At 68.7% G+C, this 22,849-nt stretch carries 18 protein-coding genes; 9 read left to right on the top strand and 9 right to left on the bottom strand.

The genetic code is table 11. The features are described 5' to 3' along the window. The first annotated feature begins 280 nt into the window (after positions 1–280). From CAP40_RS17385 to CAP40_RS17365, 6 genes are all read left to right on the top strand, one after another. Positions 281–685, top strand: coding sequence for a DUF2946 family protein (locus tag CAP40_RS17385; RefSeq protein WP_086130786.1), 405 nt, complete (start codon positions 281–283; stop codon positions 683–685). Positions 686–719: 34 nt separating this feature from the next. Beyond that, on the top strand, positions 720–3,002 hold the full coding sequence (locus CAP40_RS17380) for a TonB-dependent receptor (RefSeq protein ID WP_086130785.1): 2,283 nt from the start codon (positions 720–722) through the stop codon (positions 3,000–3,002). Beyond that, a complete protein-coding gene (locus CAP40_RS17375; RefSeq protein WP_086130784.1) occupies positions 2,999–4,393 on the top strand; it encodes a PepSY domain-containing protein in 1,395 nt (464 codons plus the stop codon). Before CAP40_RS17380 ends, CAP40_RS17375 begins: the two co-directional genes overlap by 4 nt. 76 nt (positions 4,394–4,469) lie before the next feature. Beyond that, on the top strand, positions 4,470–4,598 hold the full coding sequence (locus CAP40_RS20835) for a hypothetical protein (protein WP_256924317.1): 129 nt from the start codon (positions 4,470–4,472) through the stop codon (positions 4,596–4,598). A gap of 312 nt (positions 4,599–4,910) precedes the next feature. Beyond that, positions 4,911–8,279, top strand: a complete 3,369-nt coding sequence (locus CAP40_RS17370; protein ID WP_086130783.1) for a glycosyltransferase — start codon at positions 4,911–4,913, stop codon at positions 8,277–8,279. After that, positions 8,276–8,620 (top strand): hypothetical protein, encoded by a 345-nt coding sequence (locus CAP40_RS17365; protein ID WP_086130782.1) that lies wholly within the window; start codon positions 8,276–8,278, stop codon positions 8,618–8,620. Before CAP40_RS17370 ends, CAP40_RS17365 begins: the two co-directional genes overlap by 4 nt. 31 nt (positions 8,621–8,651) lie before the next feature. On the opposite strand, the gene CAP40_RS17360 is transcribed toward CAP40_RS17365, so the two are convergent. Genes CAP40_RS17360 through CAP40_RS17350 form a run of 3 tightly spaced genes read right to left on the bottom strand, consistent with a single transcriptional unit; the run spans position 8,652 to position 11,143 of the window. Continuing rightward, positions 8,652–10,079 carry a HAMP domain-containing sensor histidine kinase gene (locus tag CAP40_RS17360; RefSeq protein WP_086130781.1) on the bottom strand — a complete coding sequence of 476 codons (1,428 nt, stop codon included), beginning with the start codon at positions 10,077–10,079 and terminating at the stop codon, positions 8,652–8,654. Beyond that, positions 10,015–10,698 carry a response regulator transcription factor gene (locus CAP40_RS17355; protein WP_086130780.1) on the bottom strand — a complete coding sequence of 228 codons (684 nt, stop codon included), beginning with the start codon at positions 10,696–10,698 and terminating at the stop codon, positions 10,015–10,017. The genes CAP40_RS17360 and CAP40_RS17355 overlap by 65 nt, the downstream gene beginning before the upstream one ends. Continuing rightward, positions 10,667–11,143 (bottom strand): PDZ domain-containing protein, encoded by a 477-nt coding sequence (locus CAP40_RS17350; RefSeq protein WP_086130779.1) that lies wholly within the window; start codon positions 11,141–11,143, stop codon positions 10,667–10,669. Before CAP40_RS17350 ends, CAP40_RS17355 begins: the two co-directional genes overlap by 32 nt. A 109-nt stretch (positions 11,144–11,252) precedes the next feature. Between CAP40_RS17350 and CAP40_RS17345 the strand changes: the two genes are divergently transcribed. The 3 genes from CAP40_RS17345 (at position 11,253) to mprF (ending at position 15,060) form a co-directional block, all read left to right on the top strand. Then, positions 11,253–11,987, top strand: coding sequence for an AcvB/VirJ family lysyl-phosphatidylglycerol hydrolase (locus CAP40_RS17345; protein ID WP_086130778.1), 735 nt, complete (start codon positions 11,253–11,255; stop codon positions 11,985–11,987). Between the two features lie 71 nt (positions 11,988–12,058). After that, the gene (locus CAP40_RS17340; protein ID WP_086130777.1) at positions 12,059–12,481 is read left to right on the top strand and encodes a DUF2147 domain-containing protein; all 423 of its coding nucleotides are present in this window, start codon (positions 12,059–12,061) and stop codon (positions 12,479–12,481) included. A gap of 11 nt (positions 12,482–12,492) precedes the next feature. Beyond that, a complete protein-coding gene (mprF, locus tag CAP40_RS17335; protein ID WP_086130829.1) occupies positions 12,493–15,060 on the top strand; it encodes a bifunctional lysylphosphatidylglycerol flippase/synthetase MprF in 2,568 nt (855 codons plus the stop codon). A 9-nt stretch (positions 15,061–15,069) separates the two neighbouring features. On the opposite strand, the gene CAP40_RS17330 is transcribed toward mprF, so the two are convergent. From CAP40_RS17330 to CAP40_RS17305, 6 genes are read right to left on the bottom strand one after another with little or no spacing between them, the layout of a single operon-like run. Then, a complete protein-coding gene (locus CAP40_RS17330) occupies positions 15,070–16,173 on the bottom strand; it encodes a glycosyltransferase family 2 protein (RefSeq protein WP_275915670.1) in 1,104 nt (367 codons plus the stop codon). Continuing rightward, on the bottom strand, positions 16,170–17,222 hold the full coding sequence (gene leuB / locus CAP40_RS17325) for a 3-isopropylmalate dehydrogenase (RefSeq protein ID WP_086130776.1): 1,053 nt from the start codon (positions 17,220–17,222) through the stop codon (positions 16,170–16,172). The genes CAP40_RS17330 and leuB overlap by 4 nt, the downstream gene beginning before the upstream one ends. A 48-nt stretch (positions 17,223–17,270) precedes the next feature. Then, on the bottom strand, positions 17,271–18,002 hold the full coding sequence (gene recO, locus CAP40_RS17320; RefSeq protein ID WP_086130775.1) for a DNA repair protein RecO: 732 nt from the start codon (positions 18,000–18,002) through the stop codon (positions 17,271–17,273). A gap of 54 nt (positions 18,003–18,056) precedes the next feature. Beyond that, positions 18,057–19,001 carry a GNAT family N-acetyltransferase gene (locus CAP40_RS17315; protein WP_086130827.1) on the bottom strand — a complete coding sequence of 315 codons (945 nt, stop codon included), beginning with the start codon at positions 18,999–19,001 and terminating at the stop codon, positions 18,057–18,059. Between the two features lie 5 nt (positions 19,002–19,006). Continuing rightward, positions 19,007–19,963 carry a polysaccharide deacetylase gene (locus tag CAP40_RS17310; RefSeq protein ID WP_086130774.1) on the bottom strand — a complete coding sequence of 319 codons (957 nt, stop codon included), beginning with the start codon at positions 19,961–19,963 and terminating at the stop codon, positions 19,007–19,009. A 52-nt stretch (positions 19,964–20,015) separates the two neighbouring features. Beyond that, positions 20,016–22,814: a DUF3857 domain-containing protein gene (locus CAP40_RS17305; protein ID WP_086130773.1), complete on the bottom strand. Its 2,799-nt coding sequence runs from the start codon at positions 22,812–22,814 to the stop codon at positions 20,016–20,018. Positions 22,815–22,849: the final 35 nt, after the last annotated feature.

Raw genomic sequence — 22,849 nt, 5'->3', positions numbered from 1 at the left:
CCGCGCCGGTCCACCGGTGGCTGCAACGTGCATCCACCGGCCTTCTGTGTCCGCATGCTGGCCTGGCAGGCGGGACGGGTGCAGTGCTAACCCATATGGTTCATAATGTCAAGTGATTTGTGCCGTATCTGTTCCTCCCTGGAAGGGAGGAGGACTGGAAGGCAGCTACCCCTTTGGGACAAGTAGCACCACGCATCCTCCCGGCTCGGACAATATGCCCAGCCCTCGTCCCGCAATACGGAGGTGACAGGCGGCCACGAAGCGCGTAGCCCGGTCGGCCATGGGGGCATGGCGCGTCTTCCTGAAGGAACATCGCCGGCTGGCGCTGTGGCTGATCGCCATGGCGCTGGCGATGAAGGCGCTTGTTCCCCAGGGCTATATGCTCGCGGACACCGACGGGAAGACGCTCACCGTGGCGATCTGCGACGGCAGCGGCCCGGCGACGATGACCATCGACGTGCCGATGAACCCCGATCACGCCAAGGCGCCCGACGGCGCCAAGCAGGACGGCGGCTGCGCCTATTCCTCGCTCGGCCATGCCATGGCGGGCGGCACCGATCCGGTGCTGCTGCTCGCCGCGATCGCCTTCCTGCTCGCACTGGGCTTCGCACCCGCCGCGCAGCCCATGATCCGGCGCCGGGCCTTCGCCCAGCCGCCCGCCCAGGGGCCCCCTGCCCGCACCTGAACCCGTCGGACTTTCCTCGTTCAGGTGATTTCCCATGTCTTCTCATCGTCGCGCGCGCCTCTGCGCGCTGCCGCTCCTGTGCATCGCCGCTCCCGCCCTGGCGCAGGAAGCGGAAAATGATTCCTCCATCCTCGTCGTCGGCCAGAAGGGCGCGCCGATCACCATCGACCCGCGCGGACTCTCGGTGAGCCTGGGCGACGAACAATTCGCCGGCGTCAACGCCCAGAATGTCGAGGACCTGATGAAATATGCGCCCGACTTCTTCGTGCGCAAACGCTATGCCGGCGACTCCAACGGCGTGCCGGGCTTTCGCGGCACCCATTCGACGCAGAGCGCCCGCACGCTGGTGATGGTCGACGGGTTCGTGGTGTCGAACTTCCTCGGCAACTCGTTCGGCTTCGCGCCGAAATGGGGTGTGGTCGGCCCGGGCGAAGTCGCGCAGTTCGATATCGTCTACGGCCCCTATTCGGCGCGCTATTCGGGCAATTCCATGGGCGGGATCGTCAACATCACCACGCGCTCGCCGGAGACGACCGAGGCCTTCGCCACGGTGCAGGGCCTGGCCGAGCCCTATAACCAGTACGGCACCCGCGCGACCTATCGGGGCTGGTCGGGCGAGGCAGGCCTGGGCTGGCGGCAGCAGGACGGGCCCTGGTCGGCGCGGATCTCCGGACGGCATTTCCGCAACGACGGCCAGCCGATGAGCTGGTACGGGCTTGTTCCGGCCACAGGTGCGGCGGGCACGGCGGTGACCGGCGCGGTGATCGATCCGGGCCAGGCCATCCCCAATGCGCCGGGCAGCGCCGGCGCTCCGATCTTCGCCGCGCAGAGCCCGGCGGCGACGACGCAGGACCAGGCCAAGCTGCGGATCGGCTATGACGGCGCATCGGGCCTCACCGGCGAGATGCTGTTCGCCTATTGGCACAATCTCGATGCCCAATATGCGCCCGACTGCTATCTGCGCGACGCGGCAGGTAACAAGGTCTGCGAGGGGCGCGTGACGACGCTGGGGCGGACCTGGACGGCGTCGGGCGCGCGCTGGTCGCGGACGGTGCGGGACGAGTTTCTCGCGGGCGCCAGGATCGCGGCGCCGATCGGGGCCGGGGTGACTGCCAAGCTCAACCTCTCCACCTATCAGATCGCGCGGTCGGACGGGTTCACCTCGGCGAGCTGGGCGGCGGGCGCCGCCGACGGCGCGGGCCTGCTTGCCCGTCAGGGACCGACCGGCTGGTATACGGCCGAGTTCTCGCTGGACGGCAAGGCGGGCGCACTCGACCTCGCCGCGGGGGCCAGCGCCAATCTCTACCGGACCGACCTGACCAACTACACATTGCCGCGCTGGCGGGCCGATAGCGGCCGCGCCTTCTCTACCCGCACCTTCGGCAAGACGCGGCTGCTCGCCGGCTGGGCCGAGGCGCGGCTGCATGCCGAGGCGCTGGTGTTCACGCTGGGCGCGCGGCTGGAGAGCTGGCGGGCGTTCGACGGCGGGCTCGGGCGGATCGGCACCTCCGGCCAGCCGGTGACCAACCGCTATGCGGCGCGCGGCGACACGGCATTCGATCCGAAATTCTCGGTCGAATGGCATGGCGGCGCGACCAGCGTGCAGCTGAGCCTGGCCGAGGCGACACGCTTCCCGACGGTGGGCGAGCTCTTCCAGGGAAGCCTGAACGGCGACGGTAGCTTCAACCGCGACAGCTTCGATCCGAACCTGAAGCCCGAGCGCTCGCGCGACGCCAACCTGGTGGTGGCGCATGACTTCGGCCGGCTGAAGCTTACCGGCTCGGCCTTCTGGCAGCGTGTCGACGACACGATCTTCTCGTTCGTCGGGTTCAACCAGAACGGGATCACCAGCTCGAGCTTCAAGAATATCGACGTGACGCGGCAGATCGGGCTCGAGCTGATCGCCGAGGCGCGCGACGTCGGCGTGCGCGGGCTCGCCCTGGATGCCAACCTCGCCTGGATCGACTCGAGGACGGTGCGCAACGTCAGCGCGCCGGCGGCGGAGGGCGTGCAGTTCCCGCGTATCCCGCGCTGGCGGCTGAATGCGAATGCCCGGTATCAGGTGACGCCGCGGGTGCTCGCATCGCTGGGCCTGCGCTATGCGACACGGCCCAATACCGACCTGTTCGGGCTGCAGCGCGGCGATACCTTCGGCTATACGTCGGAGCTGTTCGCGCTCGATGCGAAAGTGAACTGGAAGATGACGGACAGGTTCCGGCTGAGCGCGGGCGTGGACAACATCACCAACGATCGCGCCTGGGTCTATCACCCCTATCCACAACGCAGCTTCCTGGTCGAAGCGGGGTGGACGCTGTGAGCGGGCCCGCCCCCGCCCGGCACGAACGCTGGTTCCGCGCGGTCTGGCGCTGGCATTTCTATGCCGGCATCTTCTGCGTGCCCTTCATCCTGTGGCTCTCGGTGACGGGCGGCATCTATCTGTTCAAGCCGCAGATCGAGGGCTGGCTCTACGCGCCCTATAGCCATGTCGCCGCGCCGGGCGCGCCGATGCTGGCGCCGGAGAGGATCGTCGCCGCGGGAACGCGCGCAGTGCCGGGATCGGTGCTGCACAAATATGTGCTGCCCGAAGCGCCGGACGACGCGGTGCAGCTGCTCGTCGGCACCGGCGCCGAGGAGACGCGGGTCTGGGTGCATCCGCAGAGCGGGCAAGTGCTGAAGGCGGTGCCCGAGGAAGACCGGTTCATGCGCGTGATCTTCCGCCTGCACGGCGAGCTGCTGGCGGGCGACCGGGGATCGGCGCTGGTCGAGATCGCCGCCTGCTGGACGATCGTGATGATCCTCACCGGCCTGTTCCTGTGGTGGCCGCGCGGGCGCAAGGGCAAGGGAGCGGGCGGGATCCTTTGGCCGCGGCTCGGCGCCGGCAGGCGCGTCTTCTGGCGCGACATGCACGCAGTGACGGGGCTCTGGATATCGATCGGCGCGGTGTTCCTGATCGCATCGGGCCTGCCCTGGGCGAAGAACTGGGGCGACTATCTCAAGCAGGTGCGCGTGGTGACCGGCACGGCGGCGGGCCGGCAGGACTGGTCGGCGGGGTCTGCGGCGGACGCGGCGGCGCGCGCCGAGCTCGACAAGGGCGCCCGCGCGATGCTGGACGAACATGCCGGGCATCACGGGATGACGATGGCGCATGTCGTGCCTGCCGGGCCGGCGCTCGACCGGGTGGTGGGCAAGGCGATGACCCTGGGGCTCGCGGCACCGGCCGAAGTAAGTCCGCCGACCCGCCCGGGCGGCCGCTGGCTCGCCCGGTCGCAGGCCGAGGACCGGACACGGCGCGTCTCAGTCGAGATCGGCGAGGACGGCGGCGTGATCGGGTCGCAGGGCTTTGGCGACCGGCACTGGATCGACCGCGCGGTGGGCTTCGGCGTGGCGGTGCACGAAGGGGCTTGGCTGGGCCTGCTCAACCAGCTGGTCAACCTGACGATCCTGATCGGGCTGGTGACGCTGGCGGTGTCGAGCCTGGTGCTGTGGTGGCGCCGGCGGCCGCAGGGCCGGCTGGGCGCGCCGGCCGCGAAGGACCCGCTGCGGCACAGCTGGGCGCTGGTGGGCCTGACCATGCTGCTCGGGCTGCTGATGCCGCTGTTCGGGATCACGCTGGCGATCGCGGCGGCTTTCGAACTGGGCGCGCGGCGCGCGGCGCCGGGGCTGGCGCGCTGGCTGGGGCTGCGCATGCCTGTCCAAAATGTAACCTGACGGCCACCGCCCCGATACCGGCAGGGGTGCATTTCCCATCCACGGTCACCGAGAACGACCAGAGAGGAGTAAGGCAATGCCCCATCGCCGCACCACGATCGCGCTTCTGGCCATCGCCACGCTGGTGAGCGGGTCGGCGGCCTGGTCGACCGCGGATGCCCGCCTCGTCGCGCATGCGCCGGTGGTGGCCGCGCACGGGCGCTGACCCGAGAGTTTCGGCATCGCCTACTCTCCCTGTTCGGGGCGATGTCAGCGGGTGCGGGTTTCCTCTTTTTCCCGCACCCGCAATACCTGAACGGCCGGCGCGTCCCCCCTCCCGCGCCGGCCGTTTTGTTTTGGCCATCCACGCACATGACAGTAAGTTAATCTGTAAGGCAGGTCCGGGAAGGGCGGGCGAGGCTATCCCGAACGGGCAGGCCATATCCGCGTTCATGGCCGGCAAACCGCGGCGCCCGGCCCTCCTGCACTCCTCGGGCCGGGCGTCGCACCCAGACATTGCAACCAGGGCACACAGGCGATGGAACGTCCGATCTTCTTCGATGCGAGCGGCAAGCGGAACCGCTGGACGATGCGCGCCTTCTTCGCGCTGCTGCTGGTGATCGTGCTCGCCGCCGGCGCCTTCGCGATGACCGTGGTGCGGGTGCCCACGCCGGGCCCTCTCGCCATGGCGCTCGAGCATCCCCAGCCGCGTTCGCTCAAGCAACAGGCCAACCGGCTGCGCCACAGCTTCGCATCCTGGCTGCCGCAGGGACCGGCCAAGGCCTCGGCAGCGCCGCTCGCGGTGGGCTTCTACGTGCCCTGGGACGATGCCAGCGGCGCCTCGCTGCGCCGCCATATCAACGAGCTGGATTGGGTGGTCCCCTCACTCTACACCGTGACCGGGCCGCAGCACCACATCGCAACGGCGCCCGACACCGAGTTCGACCCGATCCTCGCCTCGGCCACCCGCCGGCCCAAGGTGCTGCCGATGGTGCAGAACGCCACCGGCGACAATTGGGACAGCACCGGCGCCGCCGCGCTGCTGCGCGATCCCAAGACGCGCGCCGCCTTTCTCGACGAGCTGCAGCGCGCCCTGGTGGCGCGCAAGGCGGACGGCGCGGTGTTCGACTTCGAAGAACTGCCCACTGCCTCGCAGCGCGACTATCTGGCGCTGCTGCGCGAGGCGCGCGCGCGCTTCGCCGCGGCGAAGATGAGCATCGCGGTCACCGTGCCGGCGCAGGACGACGACTGGAACATGAAGGCCTATGCCGCCGCGGCCGACCATGTGATCCTGATGAACTATGACGAGCACGCGCCGGCCACCGCCGCGGGCCCGATCGCCAGCCAGGCCTGGTTCGTCCGCCAGATGAACGCCGCGCTGACCCAGGTGCCCGCCCAAAAGCTGATCGTCGGCATCGCCAACTATGGCTATAACTGGACGGCGCCGGGCAAGGCGGACCCGATCTCGATCGAAGAGGCCTGGCTGATCGCGCACGACAGCGAGGCCACCGTCACCTTCGACAAGGCGAGCGGCAACCAGAGCTTCGCCTATGAGGAGAACGGCATCGAGCACACCGTGTGGATGGCCGACGCCACCACTGCCTGGAACCAGCTGCGCGCCGCCAACATCAAGGGCGTGGGCGGCGTCGCCCTGTGGCGCCTCGGCTCGGAGGATTCCAATTTCTGGGCAGCGCTGGGCGCGGCGCATTCGGGCAAGATCCCCGACCTGCGCCGGATCGAAGCCGTCGGCGATGTCGACGTGGAGGGATCGGGCGAAATCCTGCGCATCACCAGCACGCCGAGCGTCGGCGCGCGCACGATCGTCCAGAATCCGCAGGGACTGATCGTCGACGAGATCTTCCAGTCGCTGCCGACCCCCTATGTCGTCACCCGCACCGGCTATATGCCCGGCAAGGTCGCGCTGACCTTCGACGACGGCCCCGATGCCGACTGGACGCCGAAGATCCTCGACGTGCTCAAGCAGAAGCAGGTGACGGGCACCTTCTTCATGATCGGCGAGAATGCGATGGCCGAGCCGTTCCTCGTCCGCCGCGTGGTCGACGAGGGCCATGAGATCGGCAGCCACACCTTCACCCACCCCAATCTGGCGCTGACCTCGTCGCGCGGCACGCGGATCGAGCTCAACGCCACCCAGCGGCTGATCGAGGCCTATACCGGCCGCTCGGTCCGCCTGTTCCGCGCGCCCTATTTCGGCGACGCCGAGCCGACGACCGCGGACGAACTGATCCCCGCGCTGACGGCGCAACGTGCCGGCTACACCAATGTCGGCCTGCACGTGGACCCGAACGACTGGCAGCGCCCCGGCGTCGACGCGATCGTGGACACCACGCTGCGCGAGGTGGAAGCGGGCAATGCCGAGCAGTCGGGCCAGATCATCCTGCTCCACGACGGCGGCGGCGACCGTTCGCAGACGCTGGCGGCGCTACCGCGGATCATCGACGGGCTGCGGGCCAAGGGCTATCAGTTCGTCCCCGTCTCGCAGCTCGCCGGCCTCAGCCGCGACCAGGTGATGCCCGAGGTGCAGGAAGGCGACCTGGCCGCGGTGCGGATGGACGTGGGCATCTTCCTGGTCGCGGCGACGCTGGGCTTCATGCTGAAATGGTCGTTCTTCCTGGCGATCGCGCTCGGCATCGCCCGCGCCCTCGTCCTCGCCGGGCTGGCAGTGAACGGCAATCGCCGGAAGAACCGCCCGGTAGCGCCGGAGATCGTGCCCGATCGCTTCGTCTCGGTGCTGATCCCCGCCTATAACGAAGCGAAGGTGATCGAAGCCTCGATCCGCCGCGTGCTCGCGAGCGAGCAGGTGAACGTCGAAGTGATCGTGCTCGACGACGGGTCGCAGGACGGCACCGGCGACCTGGTCCGCGCCGCCTTTGCCGACGAGCCGCGGGTCAAGCTGCTGACGCTGGAGAATGGCGGCAAGGCGCGCGCGCTCAACCACGGGCTGGCACTGGCCCGGGGCGACATCGTCATCGCGCTCGATGCCGACACCCAGTTCGAGCCCCTGACCATCGCGCGCCTTGCCCGCTGGTTCGAAGACCCCGAAGTCGGCGCCATCGCCGGCAACGCCAAGGTGGGCAACCGCATCAACCTGGTCACCCGCTGGCAGGCGGTGGAATATGTCACTTCGCAGAATCTCGAGCGGCGCGCGCTCGCCAGCCTGGATGCGATCATGGTGGTGCCGGGCGCGGTCGGCGCGTGGCGCAAGGCGGCGCTCGAGGATGTGGGCGGCTATCCGATCGACACGCTGGCCGAGGACCAGGACCTGACCATCGCGATCCAGCGCAAGGGCTGGCGCGTGGGCTATGATATCGACGCTGTCGCGTGGACCGAAGCGCCCGAGAGCTTCCGCGCGCTCGCCAAGCAGCGTTTCCGCTGGGCCTTCGGCACGCTCCAGTGCCTGTGGAAGCACCGCGCGATCCTGCGCACCCGCAAGCCGGCCGGCCTGGCACTGGTCGGCATTCCCCAGGCCTGGGTGTTCCAGATCGCCTTCGCGCTGATCTCCCCGCTGATCGACCTGGCGCTGATCGCCTCGATCGTCGGCACCGCGATCCGGGTCTGGCAGCATGGCTGGGCACAGACCGAGAGCGACGTGCTGCGCATGGGCATCTACTGGATCTCGTTCATGGCGATCGACTTCCTGTGCGGCTGGGTCGCCTATCGGATGGAGAAGCGCGAGAAGCGCTATCCGGGGCTGCTGCTGCTCGCCCAGCGCTTCGTCTATCGCCAGCTGATGTACTGGGTGGTGATCCGCGCCGTCGCCAATGCGCTGCGCGGCCCCTGGGTCGGCTGGGGCAAGCTGGAGCGCAGCGGCCGGGTGGAGGCGCAGGCGACGCCGGAAACCCAGGCAGCACAGGAAACGCGGGAGACGCAGGCAACCGCCGCATGAGGAAATCGCCCGAGGAAAGACCCAGCCAATATGTGCTGGACGAGCGCGCGTGCCGGATGATCTGTCCGATCGCCGCGGCGATGGTGGGCGTGTGCCTGACGGCGATCGGCATCCTGCGCGTGGTGATCGCGGTGCGGCGTGCCAACACGCTTGCCGACGATCTGCTGGCGCTGGACGCGGTGCTGTTCCTGATCGCCACGCTGACGTCCTATTTCGCCTTGCGGACGGTGACGACGAAGCGGATGCACGACCTCGAGCGCGTCGCCGACGTGACTTTCATCGCCGCGATGCTGCTGATGACCGTGGCGGCACTGGTGATGACCTATGCGCTGGCGGTTTAGGCGCCGTCCCTGACCCACCGCGGGAACGGCGTCAGAACCGGATCGCCGCGCGCAGCCCGGGTGCATTGTCCTCGAGCGTGAAACTGCCCTGATGGAGCCGGGCCACCGCCTCGACCAGCGACAGCCCCAGGCCCGAGCCGGTGACGTGGCGGGCAGGATCTAGGCGGCCGAAGCGGCTCAGTGCCTCGGTGCGGCGCTCGGCGGGAATGCCGGGGCCGTCATCGGCCACCGACAGCGTGATGCCGCCTGCCTCGTGCGCGGCACCGATGACGATGCGATGGCCGCCCTCGGCATATTTGGTGGCGTTCTCGATCAGGTTGCCCAGCGCCTGGCCCATCAGTTCGCGGTGAAGCGGCGCGTGCAGGCCGGGCTCGGCCTCCACCGCGATCTCGAAGCCGCGATCCTCGGCAAGCGGACCATAGACTTCGGCAAGATCCTCGAGCAGCGCCGCGATGTCGGTATCGACGAAGCGGTCGCGCCCGATCCCCGCCTCGGCCCGGCTGATCAGCAGCGCCGTGGAAAGCATGCCGAGCAGCGTCTCCGCCTCGCCCGACACGCGCTCCAGCGCCGCGAGCGCGGTCTCGTCCTCGGTTTCGAGGATCGCGCGTTCCAGCGTGACCTTGATCCGCGTGACCGGCGACCTGAGGTCGTGCGCCAGCCCGTCGGTCATCATGCGCAGTTGCGAGACCAGCGCCTCGATCCGGTCGAGCATCGCGTTGACCGCTTCGCCCAGCGCATCGAACGCGTCGCCGCTGCCGTCGATCGGCACGCGGCGGCCCAGCCGGCCCTCGCCCACGTCGCTGGCGGTAGTGACCACCGCCTGGATCTGGTTCGAGAGGACGCGGCCGATCAGCAGCGCGCTGAGCAGCGCGAAGATCACGCCGATCACCAGTGCCGCCGTGATCGCTTCCTCGTTCACGCGCGCCAGGCGAACGCTCGAGGTGATCACATGGCCGGCGAGGAGCCGCTCGCCATTGGGGAGCGTGGTGGAAGACACCCCCATCAGCTCGGCCCGGTCGCTTCCGGTGCGATAGAGCTCGATCGCGCGCCAATCGGTCTCGGCCGGGATCACCGTGGGCCAATCGCCCAGATTGCCGCGGATCGGGTCTTCCTTCGCGGTGGCGAGCAGGATCACCAGCGGGCTGGCATGCGCCTGGGCAAGCCGCGCATCGATGATCCGGATGAGCGCGGCATCGCCGCCGGCATGCCAGGCGGAGACAAGGTCGTCGCGCAGATCGGTGACGAGCGCCTTTTGCTCGGCGGCGAGTGCGCTTTCGCTCGATTGCTGAACGAAGAGCAGGATGCCACCGGTAACGGTGAGCTGTACCAGGAAGGCGACGATCACGAAGCGCGCGATGACCGAGCGCGCGAGCTGCCCCCAGCGCAGCGTCACCTCACGCCGCCGGGCCGAGACGATAACCGGCACCGCGGATCGTGTGGAGGATCGGCTCGCCGCCATCGTCCAGCTTCTTCCTGAGCCGGCTGATATGGACGTCGATCACATTGGTTCCGGGATCGAAATGATAGTCCCACACCCCTTCGAGCAGCATGGTGCGCGTGATCACCTGGTCCGGATGGCGCAGGAAATATTCGAGCAGCCGGAATTCGCGCGGCTGGAGATCGATCACCTTGCTGCCGCGCTTCACGCGCCGCGAGAGCAGGTCCATCTCCAGGTCGCCGGAATTCAGCTTGGTCACCGCAGTCTCCGCCGCACCGCGCTTGCGCAGCAACAGGCGGACGCGGGCGAGCAGTTCGGCAAAGGCGAAGGGTTTCACGAGATAGTCGTCGGCACCCGAGGTGAGGCCGCCGACCCGGTCGTCCGGGGTGCCGAGCGCCGAGAGGATGATCACCGGCGTCTCGATCTTGGCGGCACGCAGCGCGCCGAGCACGGCCATGCCGTCCATTCCCGGCAACATGCGGTCGAGCACGATCGCGTCGTAGCTGCCGTCGCTGGCGAGGAACAGGCCGTCGCGCCCATTATCGGCACGGTCGACCGTGAACCCCTCTTCGCTCATTCCCTTGACGATATAGGCGGCGGTGGGCTCGTCATCCTCCACCAGCAGCAGCTTGTGCCCCATTCTCTCCACTCGCACTTCGCAAGAGCTTGAGATGGCGTAGCTGCTTTTGGTGCACCAAGTCGAGATATACCTGCGGATGCGGATCGTTGCGCAGATAGCGCCGGGCCTGGTCGAGCGTGTCCACCCCGCGCCCGTCGATGGCGACGATCGCATCGCCCACTTCCATCCCGTCCCTGGCCGCCTCGCTTCCCGAACGCAGGCTGGTCACCACCAGTCCGCGTGCGGTGTTGCCCGGCGTCTCGGCGGTGAAGCCCGGGAACAGGCTGGCGCCGGTCTGCGCGGCGAAGACGTGGTTGATCCCGGATCGCCAGGCCCAGCCCAGGATCACCATGGCGCTGAGCGCGAAGGAGAGGACGAGGATCAGCACGAAGCCGTCGGCTCCGCGCATCGTGCGGCCGGCGGAAGCGGTGTTGTCCTGGATGTCGCGGCTCGTCATTGCGAGCATGGGGATGCCCCTGGCAGGGGGCCAAGTCACGTTAAGCTTTGGTCATGATCTCGTCACGGGAAAGCGAATTGCGTGTAGCTATGGAAGCTGGACTTTCAAGGAGTTCGCCATGCGCCTTCGCCGCCGCAAGCTCGGCATCGCCCTCGCCGCCCTGGCACTGATACTCGCCGCTTTCACCGGCTTCCTCGCCTATATCGGCTATCTGGGCGGCCCGGTCTATTACGACATATCGCCCACGCGCCCGGCGCCGCCGGCAATGAAGGGGCTGGCGGTGGTGCTGGTATCGGGCGACATGGGCTTCAAGATCGGCATGGGACCGGATATCGCGCGGCGCTTCGCCGCGGACGGCGTGCCCGTGGTGGGCGTCAGCTCGCTCGCCTATTTCCGCTACCAGCGCACGCCCGCCGAAATACGGGCGCTGATCACCGACGCGGCGCGGCGCGCGCTCGCCTTCGGCCATGCGGACCGGCTGGTGATGATCGGGCAATCCTTCGGCGCCGACATGACGCATGTGGGCCTGACGGGCCTGCCCGAGGACCTGCGCGCCAAGGTGAAGCTGGTCGCGCTGGTGGTGCCGACCGATACTGTCTTCTACCACGCCTCGCCTTCCGAAATGTTCAACTGGGTCGCGCCCGACGCCATGGCGCTGCCCACCGGCCGCCAGCTCACCTGGGTGCCGACGCTCTGCGTGCAGGGCGTGGAGGAGAAGAACAGCCTGTGCCCGATGCTGACGCAAGGAAATGTGCGCCGCGTGGCGCTTCCGGGCGGGCACATGCTTCACCATGATCCCGATACGCTGTACGATACGCTCCACCGGGCGGTCACGGACATTACCAAAAATTAGGATTGCGACCACGCCACCGACAGGCGCGCAGGGCCAAAGAGCAGCACGAGAGATACCGAGGGAGTTTCGAAATGCGCTTCGGCAAGATACTGGCCGGCATCGGCATCGGCGCCATTCTGCTCGGCACGGTGCAGGCATCGGCCCAGGCGCCGGCAGCCGCGACCGGCGTGGTCGGCACCTGGGTCAATCCGCGCGGCACCGTGAAGGTGCAGACCGGCGCGTGCGGCGACAAGCTGTGCGGCTGGGTGGTCTGGGCCAATGACGAGGCCCAGCGGGACGCGCGTGAAAGCGGCGTCCAGAAGCTGATCGGCACCGAGCTGCTCCAGGACTATCACCCGACCGGCAACGGCAAATGGCAGGGCCGGGTCTATGTGCCCGACATGGGCCAGACCTATTATTCGAAGATCGAGCAGCAGGGGCCGAACAGCCTGAAGATCAGCGGATGCATCCTGGGCGGCTGGATCTGCAAGTCGCAGGTCTGGCAACGCGGCTGAAGCCGGCCGCGATGCGCCCCGCCTACAAGACCGCGCTACAGATCGGCGCCGTCGTCGCGATCGCCGCCCTCGCCTTCGCGGCGCTGCGCGGGCTGCTCCACGAAGTCCATTGGCGCGACGTGCGCCACGCCTTCCACGCAATCAGCGCATGGCAGATCGCCGGCGCGCTGGCACTCACCATCGGCAGCTATGTGATGCTGACGTTGTACGACGTGCTCGCGCTGCGTATCATCGGCCGGCCGCTGCCCTATCGCACCGCCGCGCTCGCTTCGTTCACCAGCTATACGCTCAGCCATAATCTGGGCTTCGCGCTGCTCACCGGCGGATCGGCGCGCTACCGCGTCTACAGCGCGGCGGGGCTCGACACGGCGGAGATCGTCAAGGTTGTCGCCACCGCGAGCCTCACCTTCTGGTCGGGCGTGGTCGTGATGGCGGGCGCGGCGCTGGCCTTGCACGGCGGCGGCCTGGAACTGGCCGGCTTCACCATCCCGGCCGGCGTGCAGCGCGGGATCGGCATCGCGATCCTGGTCGTGACGCTGGGCGTGCTGGCAATGCTGCGCGGCCCGGCGCGCGAAGTGAAATTGTGGCGCTGGCGGCTGCGCTGCCCGAGCCTGGCCCAGGCGCTGGGCATGATCGCGATCTCGGCCGTCGACCTCGCGCTGGCCAGCGCGGCATTGCTGATCCTGGTCCCCGGCGCGGGGCTGCACGCCTTCCCCGCCTTCTTCCTCGGCTATGCGCTGGCGATCATCGCAGCACTGGTAACCCACGTGCCCGGCGGCGTGGGCGTGTTCGAGGCGGTCATGCTCGCGGTGCTGCCCAGCGCCGACCCATCGCGCATCGTGGCGGCGCTGATCCTCTACCGGCTGATCTACTACGTGTTCCCGCTGCTCGTCGCGGCCGCGCTGCTCGCGGTGCACGAGCGGCGCCAGCTGCGCAAGCCGCTCGCCGCGATCCGTGCGGTGGGGCTGGCGATGCACGGGCTGGCGCCGACCTTCCTCGCGGCGCTGGTCTTCGTGGGCGGAGTGGTGCTGCTGGTCTCGGGCTCGCTGCCGGCGATCCATGCGCGCCTGCGCGACCTGCACGCCTTCGTGCCCCTGCCCTTCGTCGAGGCCTCGCACATCGCGGCGAGCCTGGCGGGCACCGCACTGCTGCTGATCGCCCCGGCGCTCTACCGGCGGCTCGACGCGGCCTTCCATCTCTGCCGCACCTTGCTGCTGGCGGGCGCGCTCTTTTCGCTGGTGAAGGGCGTCGATTATGAGGAGGCGATGATCCTGCTGATCATCGCGGGGCTGCTCCAGCTCTCGCGCACCGCCTTCTACCGCAAGACCGCGCTCACCAGCACGCTCTCGACACGGGCGCTGCTATCCGTCGCGGTCGCCGTGGCGCTGGCGACCTGGATCGGCTTCTTCGCGTTCAAGAACGTGCCCTATCAGGACGATCTGTGGTGGGAATTCGCCTGGCGCGGCGACGCTTCGCGCTTCCTGCGCGCAAGCTTCGCGGCCGCGGTGGCGCTTACCTGCGTCGCCGTGACCCAATGGTTCGGCTATGCCCAGCCGAAACGCGAGGAACATGCGCCCGATACCGAGCTTCCGCGCCTGCCGCTCGCCCATGCCAACCGCACCGACGCGCTGCTCGCCTATGCCGGCGACAAGCGCTTCCTGCGTTCGGAAAGCGGCCAGACGCTGCTGATGTACCAGGTGCAGGGCCAGAGCTGGATCGTGATGGGCGATCCGGTGGGCCCCGCCGAGGAATGGGGCGACATGCTCTGGCAGATCCGCGAGATGGCGGACGCGGCGCAGGGCCGGCTGCTGCTCTACCAGATTTCCACCGACGCCCTGCCGATCGCGATCGACCTGGGCCTGCAGCTCGTCAAATATGGCGAAGAGGCGCGCGTGGCGCTGCCCGGCTTCACCATGGAGGGGCCGGAGAAACGCTCGCTGCGCCATTCGGAACGCCGCGCGGCCCGCGAAGGCGCCAGCTTCGAGATCGTCCCCGCCGCGCAGGTGCCGGCGCTGATGGCCGAGCTTCGCACCGTTTCCGACGCCTGGCTGCATGACAAGGGGCATAGCGAGAAGGCATTCTCGGTCGGCCGCTTCGATCCCGCCTATCTCTCCCGCTTCGATTGCGCGCTGGTGCGCCAGCATGGGCGGATCGTCGCCTTCGCCAATATCTGGGCGACGGAGAATCGCGAGGAACTCTCGGTCGATCTGATGCGGCATCTGGCCGAGATGCCCTATGGCACCATGGACTTCCTGTTCGTCCAGCTGATGCAATGGGGCCGCGACCAGGGCTATCGCTGGTTCAACCTCGGCATGGCGCCGCTATCGGGCATCGAATCGCGCCGCCTGGCGCCGATGTGGGCGCGGATCGGGGCACTGCTCTATCGCCATGGCGACGCGTTCTACGGCTTCGAGGGGCTGCGCGCGTACAAGGACAAATTCTCGCCGGCATGGACCGCGCGCTACATCGCCGCCCCTCCGGGCCTGGGGCTGGCGCGCGGGATGATCGACTTGCAGACCCTGGTGGGCGGCGGCTCGCGCAGCGCCGCGATGCGGCGGCGATTGCGGCTGGTGGCCTGACCTGCCGGTTCAGTACCGTCCCCAGACGAAGCGCGAGGACAGGGCGAAGTTCCACACCGCGGCAACGGCGATGCCGGCCAGCGCCGCGAAGCGCCAGTCGCCATGCTGGACGTTGTGCAGGAACGCCGCCACGCCCACATTCGCCGCAGCCCCCACGCTGCACACCAGGCAGAAGCTTGCCCAGCCCCGCAGCAAGCGACCGGGCCCCTTGAGGCGCTGCTCGCGATAGGTGAGTGCGTTGTTCAGGAAGAAATTGAAGGTCATCGCAGCCAGTACCGCCAGCATCGTCGCACCGACAAAGGGCCAGGCGAGGCCGCGGAACAGCGCACCGAGCACGAGGAAATGCACGCCCGCGCCGAGCGCGCCGATACCCGAGAACATCACGAAGCGCACCGGCACCACCCGGCCGAACATCCGGTCGTAGAGCGCGATGAGATATTCCATCGCCACCACATAATCGAGCTTGCTCTCCCCCAGCGCCCGCGTCCGGAACACATAGGGCAGCTCCAGGAACTTCAGCGGCCGCGGCGACGCGGTCATGATGTCCAGCAGGATCTTGAACCCGATCGCCGACAGCGTCGGCACCAGCCCGCGCACGATCTCCGTGCGGATCATGAAGAAGCCGCTCATCGGGTCCGACAAATCCGCCTTCAGCACCCGCCGCGACAGCTTCGTCGCAAAGGCCGACTTCGCCACCCGGTCGTCGTCCCATTCCCCCGTCCCGCCGCCATCGACGAAACGCGAGCCGATCACCACGTCGAGGCCGCCATCCCCCTCCAGCGCATCCAGCATCTTCGGCAGCAGCGTCTCGTCATGCTGCAGATCCCCGTCGATCACCGCCACGAACGGCGCCGCCGTCGCGCACATCCCCTCGATGCACGCCGAGGACAGGCCCCGACGCCCGATCCGCTGGATCACCCGCACCCGCGGATCCCGCCGCCCCAGCGCCCGCGCCGCATCCGCCGTCCCGTCCGGGCTGTTATCGTCGACGAATACCGCTTCCCAGTTCCGCCCCTTCAGCGCCGCGTCCAGCTTCTCGATCAGCAACGGCACGTTCGCCCGCTCGTTGAACGTCGGTATCACCACCGCGAGTTCGAGCTGGTCGGGGATCACGCGAGTTCCTTGAGCACCGCGTCGCCCATCTCGGTGGTCGACAGCGATCCGCCGAGATCGGCCGTCCGCGCACCGCCGGCGAGCGCCGCCGCGACGGCGGCCTCCACCTTCTGCGCCGCTTCGTCGTTGCCGAGCGAATGGCGCAGCAGCATCGCCGCCGAAAGGATCGCCGCGCAGGGATTCGCCTTGCCGGTGCCCGCAATGTCCGGCGCCGAGCCGTGGATCGGCTCGTACATGCCGTTGTCGCCGCTCCAGGCGCGCAACGAAGCCGAGGGCAACATGCCGATCGAGCCGGCGCACATGCTCGCCTGGTCGGAAAGGATGTCGCCGAAGAGATTGCCGGTGACGATCACGTCGAACGCCGCCGGCGCGCGCACCAGCTGCATCGCGGCATTGTCGACATACATGTGCGTGAGCTGGACCTCGGGATATTCGGTCGCCAGTTCGTTCACGACGTCGCGCCAGAGCTGCGACGTCTCGAGCACGTTCGCCTTGTCGACCGAGCAGAGCTTCTTCTTGCGGCGCCTGGCCATCTCGAAGCCCACCCGGGCGATGCGCTCCACCTCGACTTCGTCATAGCTCATGATGTCGAAGCCCTGGCGCAGGCCCTCGGCGGTGTGCCGCCGGCCCTTCTCGCCGAAATAGACATCACCCACCAGCTCGCGGACGATGACCAGGTCGAGCCCGGCCACCACATCGGGCTTGAGCGGCGAGGCGTCGGCCAGCGCCGGGAACAGCGTTGCCGGGCGGATGTTCGCGAAGAGCTGCAGCTCGCGGCGCAGGCCGAGCAGCGCCGCCTCGGGGCGCAGCCGCCGCTCCAGCGCCTCGAAGCGCGGATCGCCGATCGCGCCGAACAGCACGGCATCGGCCTTTTTGGCGAGGTCGAGCGTCTCCTGCGGCAGCGGGCGCCCCGTCACCAGATAGGCCGCGCCGCCGACGGGCGCCTCCTCGAAGTCCAGGCCCAGCGCCAGCGCTTCCAGCACGCGGCGCGCCTCGCGCGTAACTTCCGGCCCGATCCCGTCACCGGGCAGAACAGCAATCAGTGGCAATTCATGCTCCCCACGTCGTCGTCGCCTGCTTTGCCGCCCTTGTCGCCGTCACGCAACAGCGCGCTTCAGCCGATCGACCAGCCGGGCCCGCGCCGCGAGCAGTTCGGCGCCCTTTCCGATCAGCAGGTCGCGCTCGAGGAAATGGCCGGTGAGCCTGAAGCCGTCGAGGATGTCGCCCCATCCCGCCTCCCCGCCCTCGACCAGGAAGCGCGGCAGCCGGAGCAGCCGGTCCTCATAGCCTTCCGCCCCGATCCGGCTCACCGCGATCCCGCTCTTGGGGCTGACATAGGCAAGATCGTCGTTGCGGCCGGTGGCGGCGCAATGGTCGAGATCGAGCCCGAAGCCGAGCTCGGCGAGCAGCAGCAGCTCGTAGCGGACCATCGCCACCGCCCAGCCCCGCGCCGCCGGCGCCGCCTCGATCGCGGCGAGCACGCCGCCCAGCGCGTCGTAGAGCCGCGGATAGGGCAGCCCCTCGGGCAGGGCGAAGGCGGAAAGCGCGGTCGCCCATTGGAATGCGGCGGCGGGCAGCGCTTCGGAGAACATCGCCGCGCGGCTGTGGAGCAGCTCCACCGTCAAGCCGGCCAGCGCATCCTCGGTCCGCGAACGCCACTCGCCCTGCACCAGGTTCGCCGGCTGGAGCACCGGCCGCAGCGCCCGCCCATGCCCGCCGCGGACATAGCCGGGCTGCACGCCATGCTCTTCCGTGAGCGCCCGCACGATCGCGCTATGCTCGCCATGCGCGCGAACGGAGAGGATGATGGCTTCGGCCCGCAGATGCATGGAAGGTCTATAATCCGCCCCTTCCCTTCAGGGGAGAGGTTAGGGAGGGGGAGATCAGGCCCCTCGGCGCACCTTCTTCGCGACCTTCTCCAGCCCGGCGCGGTGCACCAGCGCCTTCACGCCGGCCACGCCGCGGTTGAACCCGCCCAGCGCCGCCATCGTCACCCGATTGGCCAGCGACGGGCGCAGCAGGAACAGGTCGACGCACGCCACGCCGCCGGTAGCGAACTGGCGCTTGTGCTGGCCCTCGCCCTCGGTGAAGTCGAAGCGGGCGAACTTGCCCTCCTCGAACAGGTCGCGCATCGCCTCGAGCTGGAGCACCGCGCCGGGCGACAGATCGTTGAACGCCGGATCATGGCCGACATGGGCATAGATCACCACGCCGCCCTCGATCACCGGGCAATAGAGATACGCCGCCGGCTCGCCCGCGACGTAGAGCAGCCAGGCGCGTACCTGGTCGGCGGCGCCCTGCGCCAGCATCGTCGCGAGGAACTCGGGACTGTCGGGCAGGCCCGAGCCGAGCAATCGCTCCTGATAGGTCCGCAGCGAAATCCGACGGGCGACGTCGTGGAAGGCCTCCAGCGCGTGCGGCCCGCGAAAGGCGCGCACATCGAGCTCGCCGCCGCTTTCCGCCGCGATCTTCTTGGCCTTGCGCTTGATGCCCTGGCGGGCATTGGACGAGAGCCCGTTCCACCAGGCATCGAACCCCATCCCGAAATCGGCGAAATAGCGCGTGTAGCGCTGCCGGACGAAGGGCAGCATGCCGCCCGATGCGCTCACGAGCGCCGGCACCAGCTGCTCGGGCAGCGAAGTGACGACATAGCCATGCGCCTCGCGCGGCAGGGGGGGCAGCGCCGGCAACCGATCGGCGCGTGCCTGGTCGAGCGTCAGCGGGATGCGCACCAGATGACGCTGGATCGTCGCCAGCGTACGCGCGCCGATCTCGAACTTCAGGCTGGTGGGCCGGGCCTGGGGCGCTTCGGCGGCAACGTCGCTCATCGCGTTCACGCGGCACGCTCCTCGACCAGGTTCGACCAGAGCTGCTCGGCCTGGCGCCAGCGCGTACGGAACAGGCTCGGCCCGAGCGGCGCATCGTCCTGCCCGAGCGCCATCCTCGGCCTGTCGGCGAAATGTTCGGTCACCAGAACCCCCCGGCGGCTGGCCAGCATGCGGCACAGCGCTTCGAAGCGACGCACATGCACGGCGTTAGGCCGTGTCCCGGCGCGATTTGCAAGCTCGAAGCCATGGCTCACGATCGTCACCGCCGCATGGCTGCGCACGACGGCATGGTCGAGCGCCGCGCGCATCTCGCCGGCGGAGAGCGCGCAGATCTGGAAATGGCGCAGATGCCCGGCGCGATCCTCGATCAGCGTCACCGGCACCTCGATGATCCCGCGATGGGCGATCGGCGCGATCTGGCGCGGCCCCAGCCCGATCGCACTCGGCCAGGGATGCTCGGAGCCGTTATGGCTGGAATCATATTCGAAGCCGAGCCGGGCCAGCGCGCCCAGCGTGTCGTCGCTCGCCGAATAGCTGCCCGAGCGGAACGCGACCGGTTCGGCGGCGCCGCAGGCGACCAGCATGTCCGATGCGCCCGCGAGCAGTTCCATCTGCTCGTCGAAGCTATAGTCGATCAGTTCGAACGCGCCATAAGTCGCGCCCTTGTCGCCCGCATGCGCGCCGGTCCAGTTGGGATGGAGGTGCAGCTGCACTTCCTGCCCGGCGTCCAGGATCGCGCCGACCACGCGCCGGATCGGGTCGAGCCCATAGACCAGCGCCGGCATCGGATCGACGAAGAAACAGGCCTTGAGACCGTGACGGGCGAGCTGCTCCAGCTGCCAGGCGACGCCCACATTGGCGGGCTCCAGCGAGCGCTGGACGATCGTGTCGACATCGAGCCCGGCGACATGGTGCCGCCACATGATCTCGGTGTCGATCGTGATGAAGACCCGGGTAGCCATCGCGCCCGATTATCGCACGGGCATGAAGAAATGCCGAATGCGCGCTCGGGAATCAGGGTTTGATCCCGTAGCGGGCAAAATCCTCGTCGATCTGGGGGAAGAGCAGCTGGGCCTCGGCCAAGGCGGCATCCCCCGTCTTGGCATCGCCGGTACGCCGCAGGATCAGGCCGCGCAGGAACAGGCTGTTCGCGGCTGCCGGCCGCTGCTCCAGCGCCGCGTTGATATCGGCCAGCGCCTCCTCGAAGCGGCCCATCCGGAAATAGACCAGGGCCCGGCTGTCGAGCGCTGCCGCCGCGGTGCCGCCCGATCCCAGCTCGATCGCGCGCGTGCAGTCCTTCAGGGCGGTATCGAGCTGGACGTCCAGCGTACCCTTGATCCAGCAGCGCCCGTTGAGGAAGCCGGCATTGCCCGGCCGCTTCGCGATCGCCGCGTCAAAGGCCGCCAATGCGCCCGCCGCGTCGCGGGCATGGCCCAGCGCGGCCCCCTTGGCCACCAGCAGGTCCGGCTGGTTCTCGCCTTCCTCGTCGATCCTGGGCTGGAGCAGCGCCAGCGCTTCGTCCACGCGGTCCAGTTTGGCAAGCTCGCTCGCCAGCGCGTAGAGCGTGCCCGTATTGCCCGGATCGAGCTCCTGCGCCGCGCGCAGATCGGCGAGCGACTCCGCCTTGTGCCCAAGCGCCCGGTGCAGCGCGGCGCGTTCGCGATAGGTCGCGGCCGTTGCCTGCATACCGATCGCCTTGTCGAAATCGGCCAGCGCCTTCGGGCGCTCGAACGTCTTGGCCAGGAAGCGCCCGCGCGCAAGATAGCGTGAAACATCCTCGGGCTTCTCGGCGATATAGGCAGCGTAGCGCGCGAGCACCTTGTCGTATTTGCCGGCACGCTTGGCGGCCTCCACGCCGCGCCATGGACCGGGCGCACCCGGCAGGGTCCGCACGCGCAACACGCGGTTGTTGAGCTCGGCAAGCTTCGCGCGCGCCGCGGGAATCTCCGCCGGGGCGATCTCGCCTCCGGTCTGCGCGTCCTCGGTATCGATCGAAAGCAGGCCGCCGACCAGCGTCGCCCGGCGCACCACGCGCTTGCCGCCCGGCAAGGTGGCGTCGAGCGCCGCATCGCCGTCCAGCATATAGCCGCCCATTTCCGGCAGGCGCACCCGCAGCGCAGTCGAGGTACGTACCGGATTGCCCGTGGCGACCGGAATGTCCTTCCAGGTCGCGCGCGTGCGATCGGGAATCGGATAGGCGATCGGCGGCGCCGCATCGAGCCGGAAACGCCCGTCCTGATAGCGCCAGCCCCAATTCAGGATGCCGGACAGCGCGATCGTCGCCGTGCCATTCGCTTGGTCGAAGCTCACTTCGCTGCCGGTGAGCACCAGATCCCGGGCGAATGCTGGCGGCGCGAACTTGCGGAACTGGTCCCGCAGGCTCTCCTGGCTGCGCACACTCACCAATGCCTTCAGCACGCCCCCGGCGGCGCCACGCATCGTCACCTTCGCCTCGAACGGCGCCGGAACATCGATGCCGCCGGTCAAGTCGATATCGAACACACTGGCCGCGGTAACCCGCACTGGCGCACGCGCCGGCACCTGCAGCAATCCCGCGCCCTCGGCGCGCAACGGCAGCACCCAGTCGAAGGGCAGCACGTCGCCTATGTCCTCCAGATGCGTGCCCGTGCCCGTCCCGTCGAGCCACAGCAGCTGGCCGCCCACCTTGGCGAGCACGAAGACATGGTTGAAGGCAGCGGGCGACGCCAGCCGTTCGGCGACCAGGTCGCCATTGTCCAGATTCGCCGCCGCCGGCTCCGCTTCGATCCCCAGTTCGTGGAGGATGGCGAGCAGCAGCAGCGTCTTCGCCTTGCAATCCCCATATTTGGTGGTCCAGGTCTCGGCCGGCGTCTGTGGCACGTAATTGCCATTGTCCATGCCGCGGAACAGGTAGCGCACCTTGCCCTGCACCAGGGCGAGCGCCGCCGCCGTGCGCTTGCGCGGGTCCTTCTCCGCCGCGGCGATCTTCGCCACTTCCGCGGCCAGCGCGCTGCCGGGGGCGATCAGCCCGTCGACGCGATAGAGCGGCGCCATCGCCCTGGAGACGGATTGCCAGTCGGCAAAGGTCGTGGCCTCCGCGATCGGCGGCCTTGCGAACCGCCCCGGCATGCGCTCCGGCATCTCCGGCTGCCGGGCGACCGGCAGCTTGAACACCAGCTCGTGCCACCCGCCCGCGTCGCGCACCTGCGGCTCGGCCCCCACCGGATAGGTCTTCCACTTCACTGCCTGGCCCGTCGGCCACAGCAGCCGCGCCCGCGCGAAACCGACCTTGATCGGCTCCGCGACGACCGGCCCCATGATCACCGCATTGCCGCCGAGCGCCGGATCCTTCCTGGTGACCGAATAGCGCAGGTCGAGCACGTCGCCGACCTGCAGCCCTTCCACTGCCAGGGTGGCGGTGAGCCGACCGTCGAACTGCATCTCGTCGAGCCCCTGCTCGCGCCGCAACACCGTGAAGCTCTTGCCCTTCAGCGCATCGATCCGCTTGCCACCGCGCAGGATATCGACGCCGTGCACGATCAGGTCGCCATGCGCCGGATGCCATTCGAGCTTGACGGTGCCCGCCTGCGAAACCGCCTGGATCGAAGCAAGGCGAGTAGCACGCTCCTGATAGGTCCAGCTCTGCCCGTCGGCGATGCGGGCCTGCACGTCGCCGATGACCATCGCGGGCGCATCATCGGTCAGGCCGGCGGCTGCGGGTTCGGGCGCCAGTTGCACCCAATCGGGCACCGGCTGGTAGAGCGGCTTCTCGCCGGCATGCGCCACTCCGGACGCGCCCAGGAACACGATCGACGCCAGCGCACTACGATACATGAGAATCCCCCGTTTCGTGGCCGTATCTAACGGCC

The organism is Sphingomonas sp. IBVSS2, assembly GCF_002127225.1.
GTDB lineage: Bacteria > Pseudomonadota > Alphaproteobacteria > Sphingomonadales > Sphingomonadaceae > Sphingomonas.
This window is presented reverse-complemented; position numbering and strand designations above follow the sequence as displayed.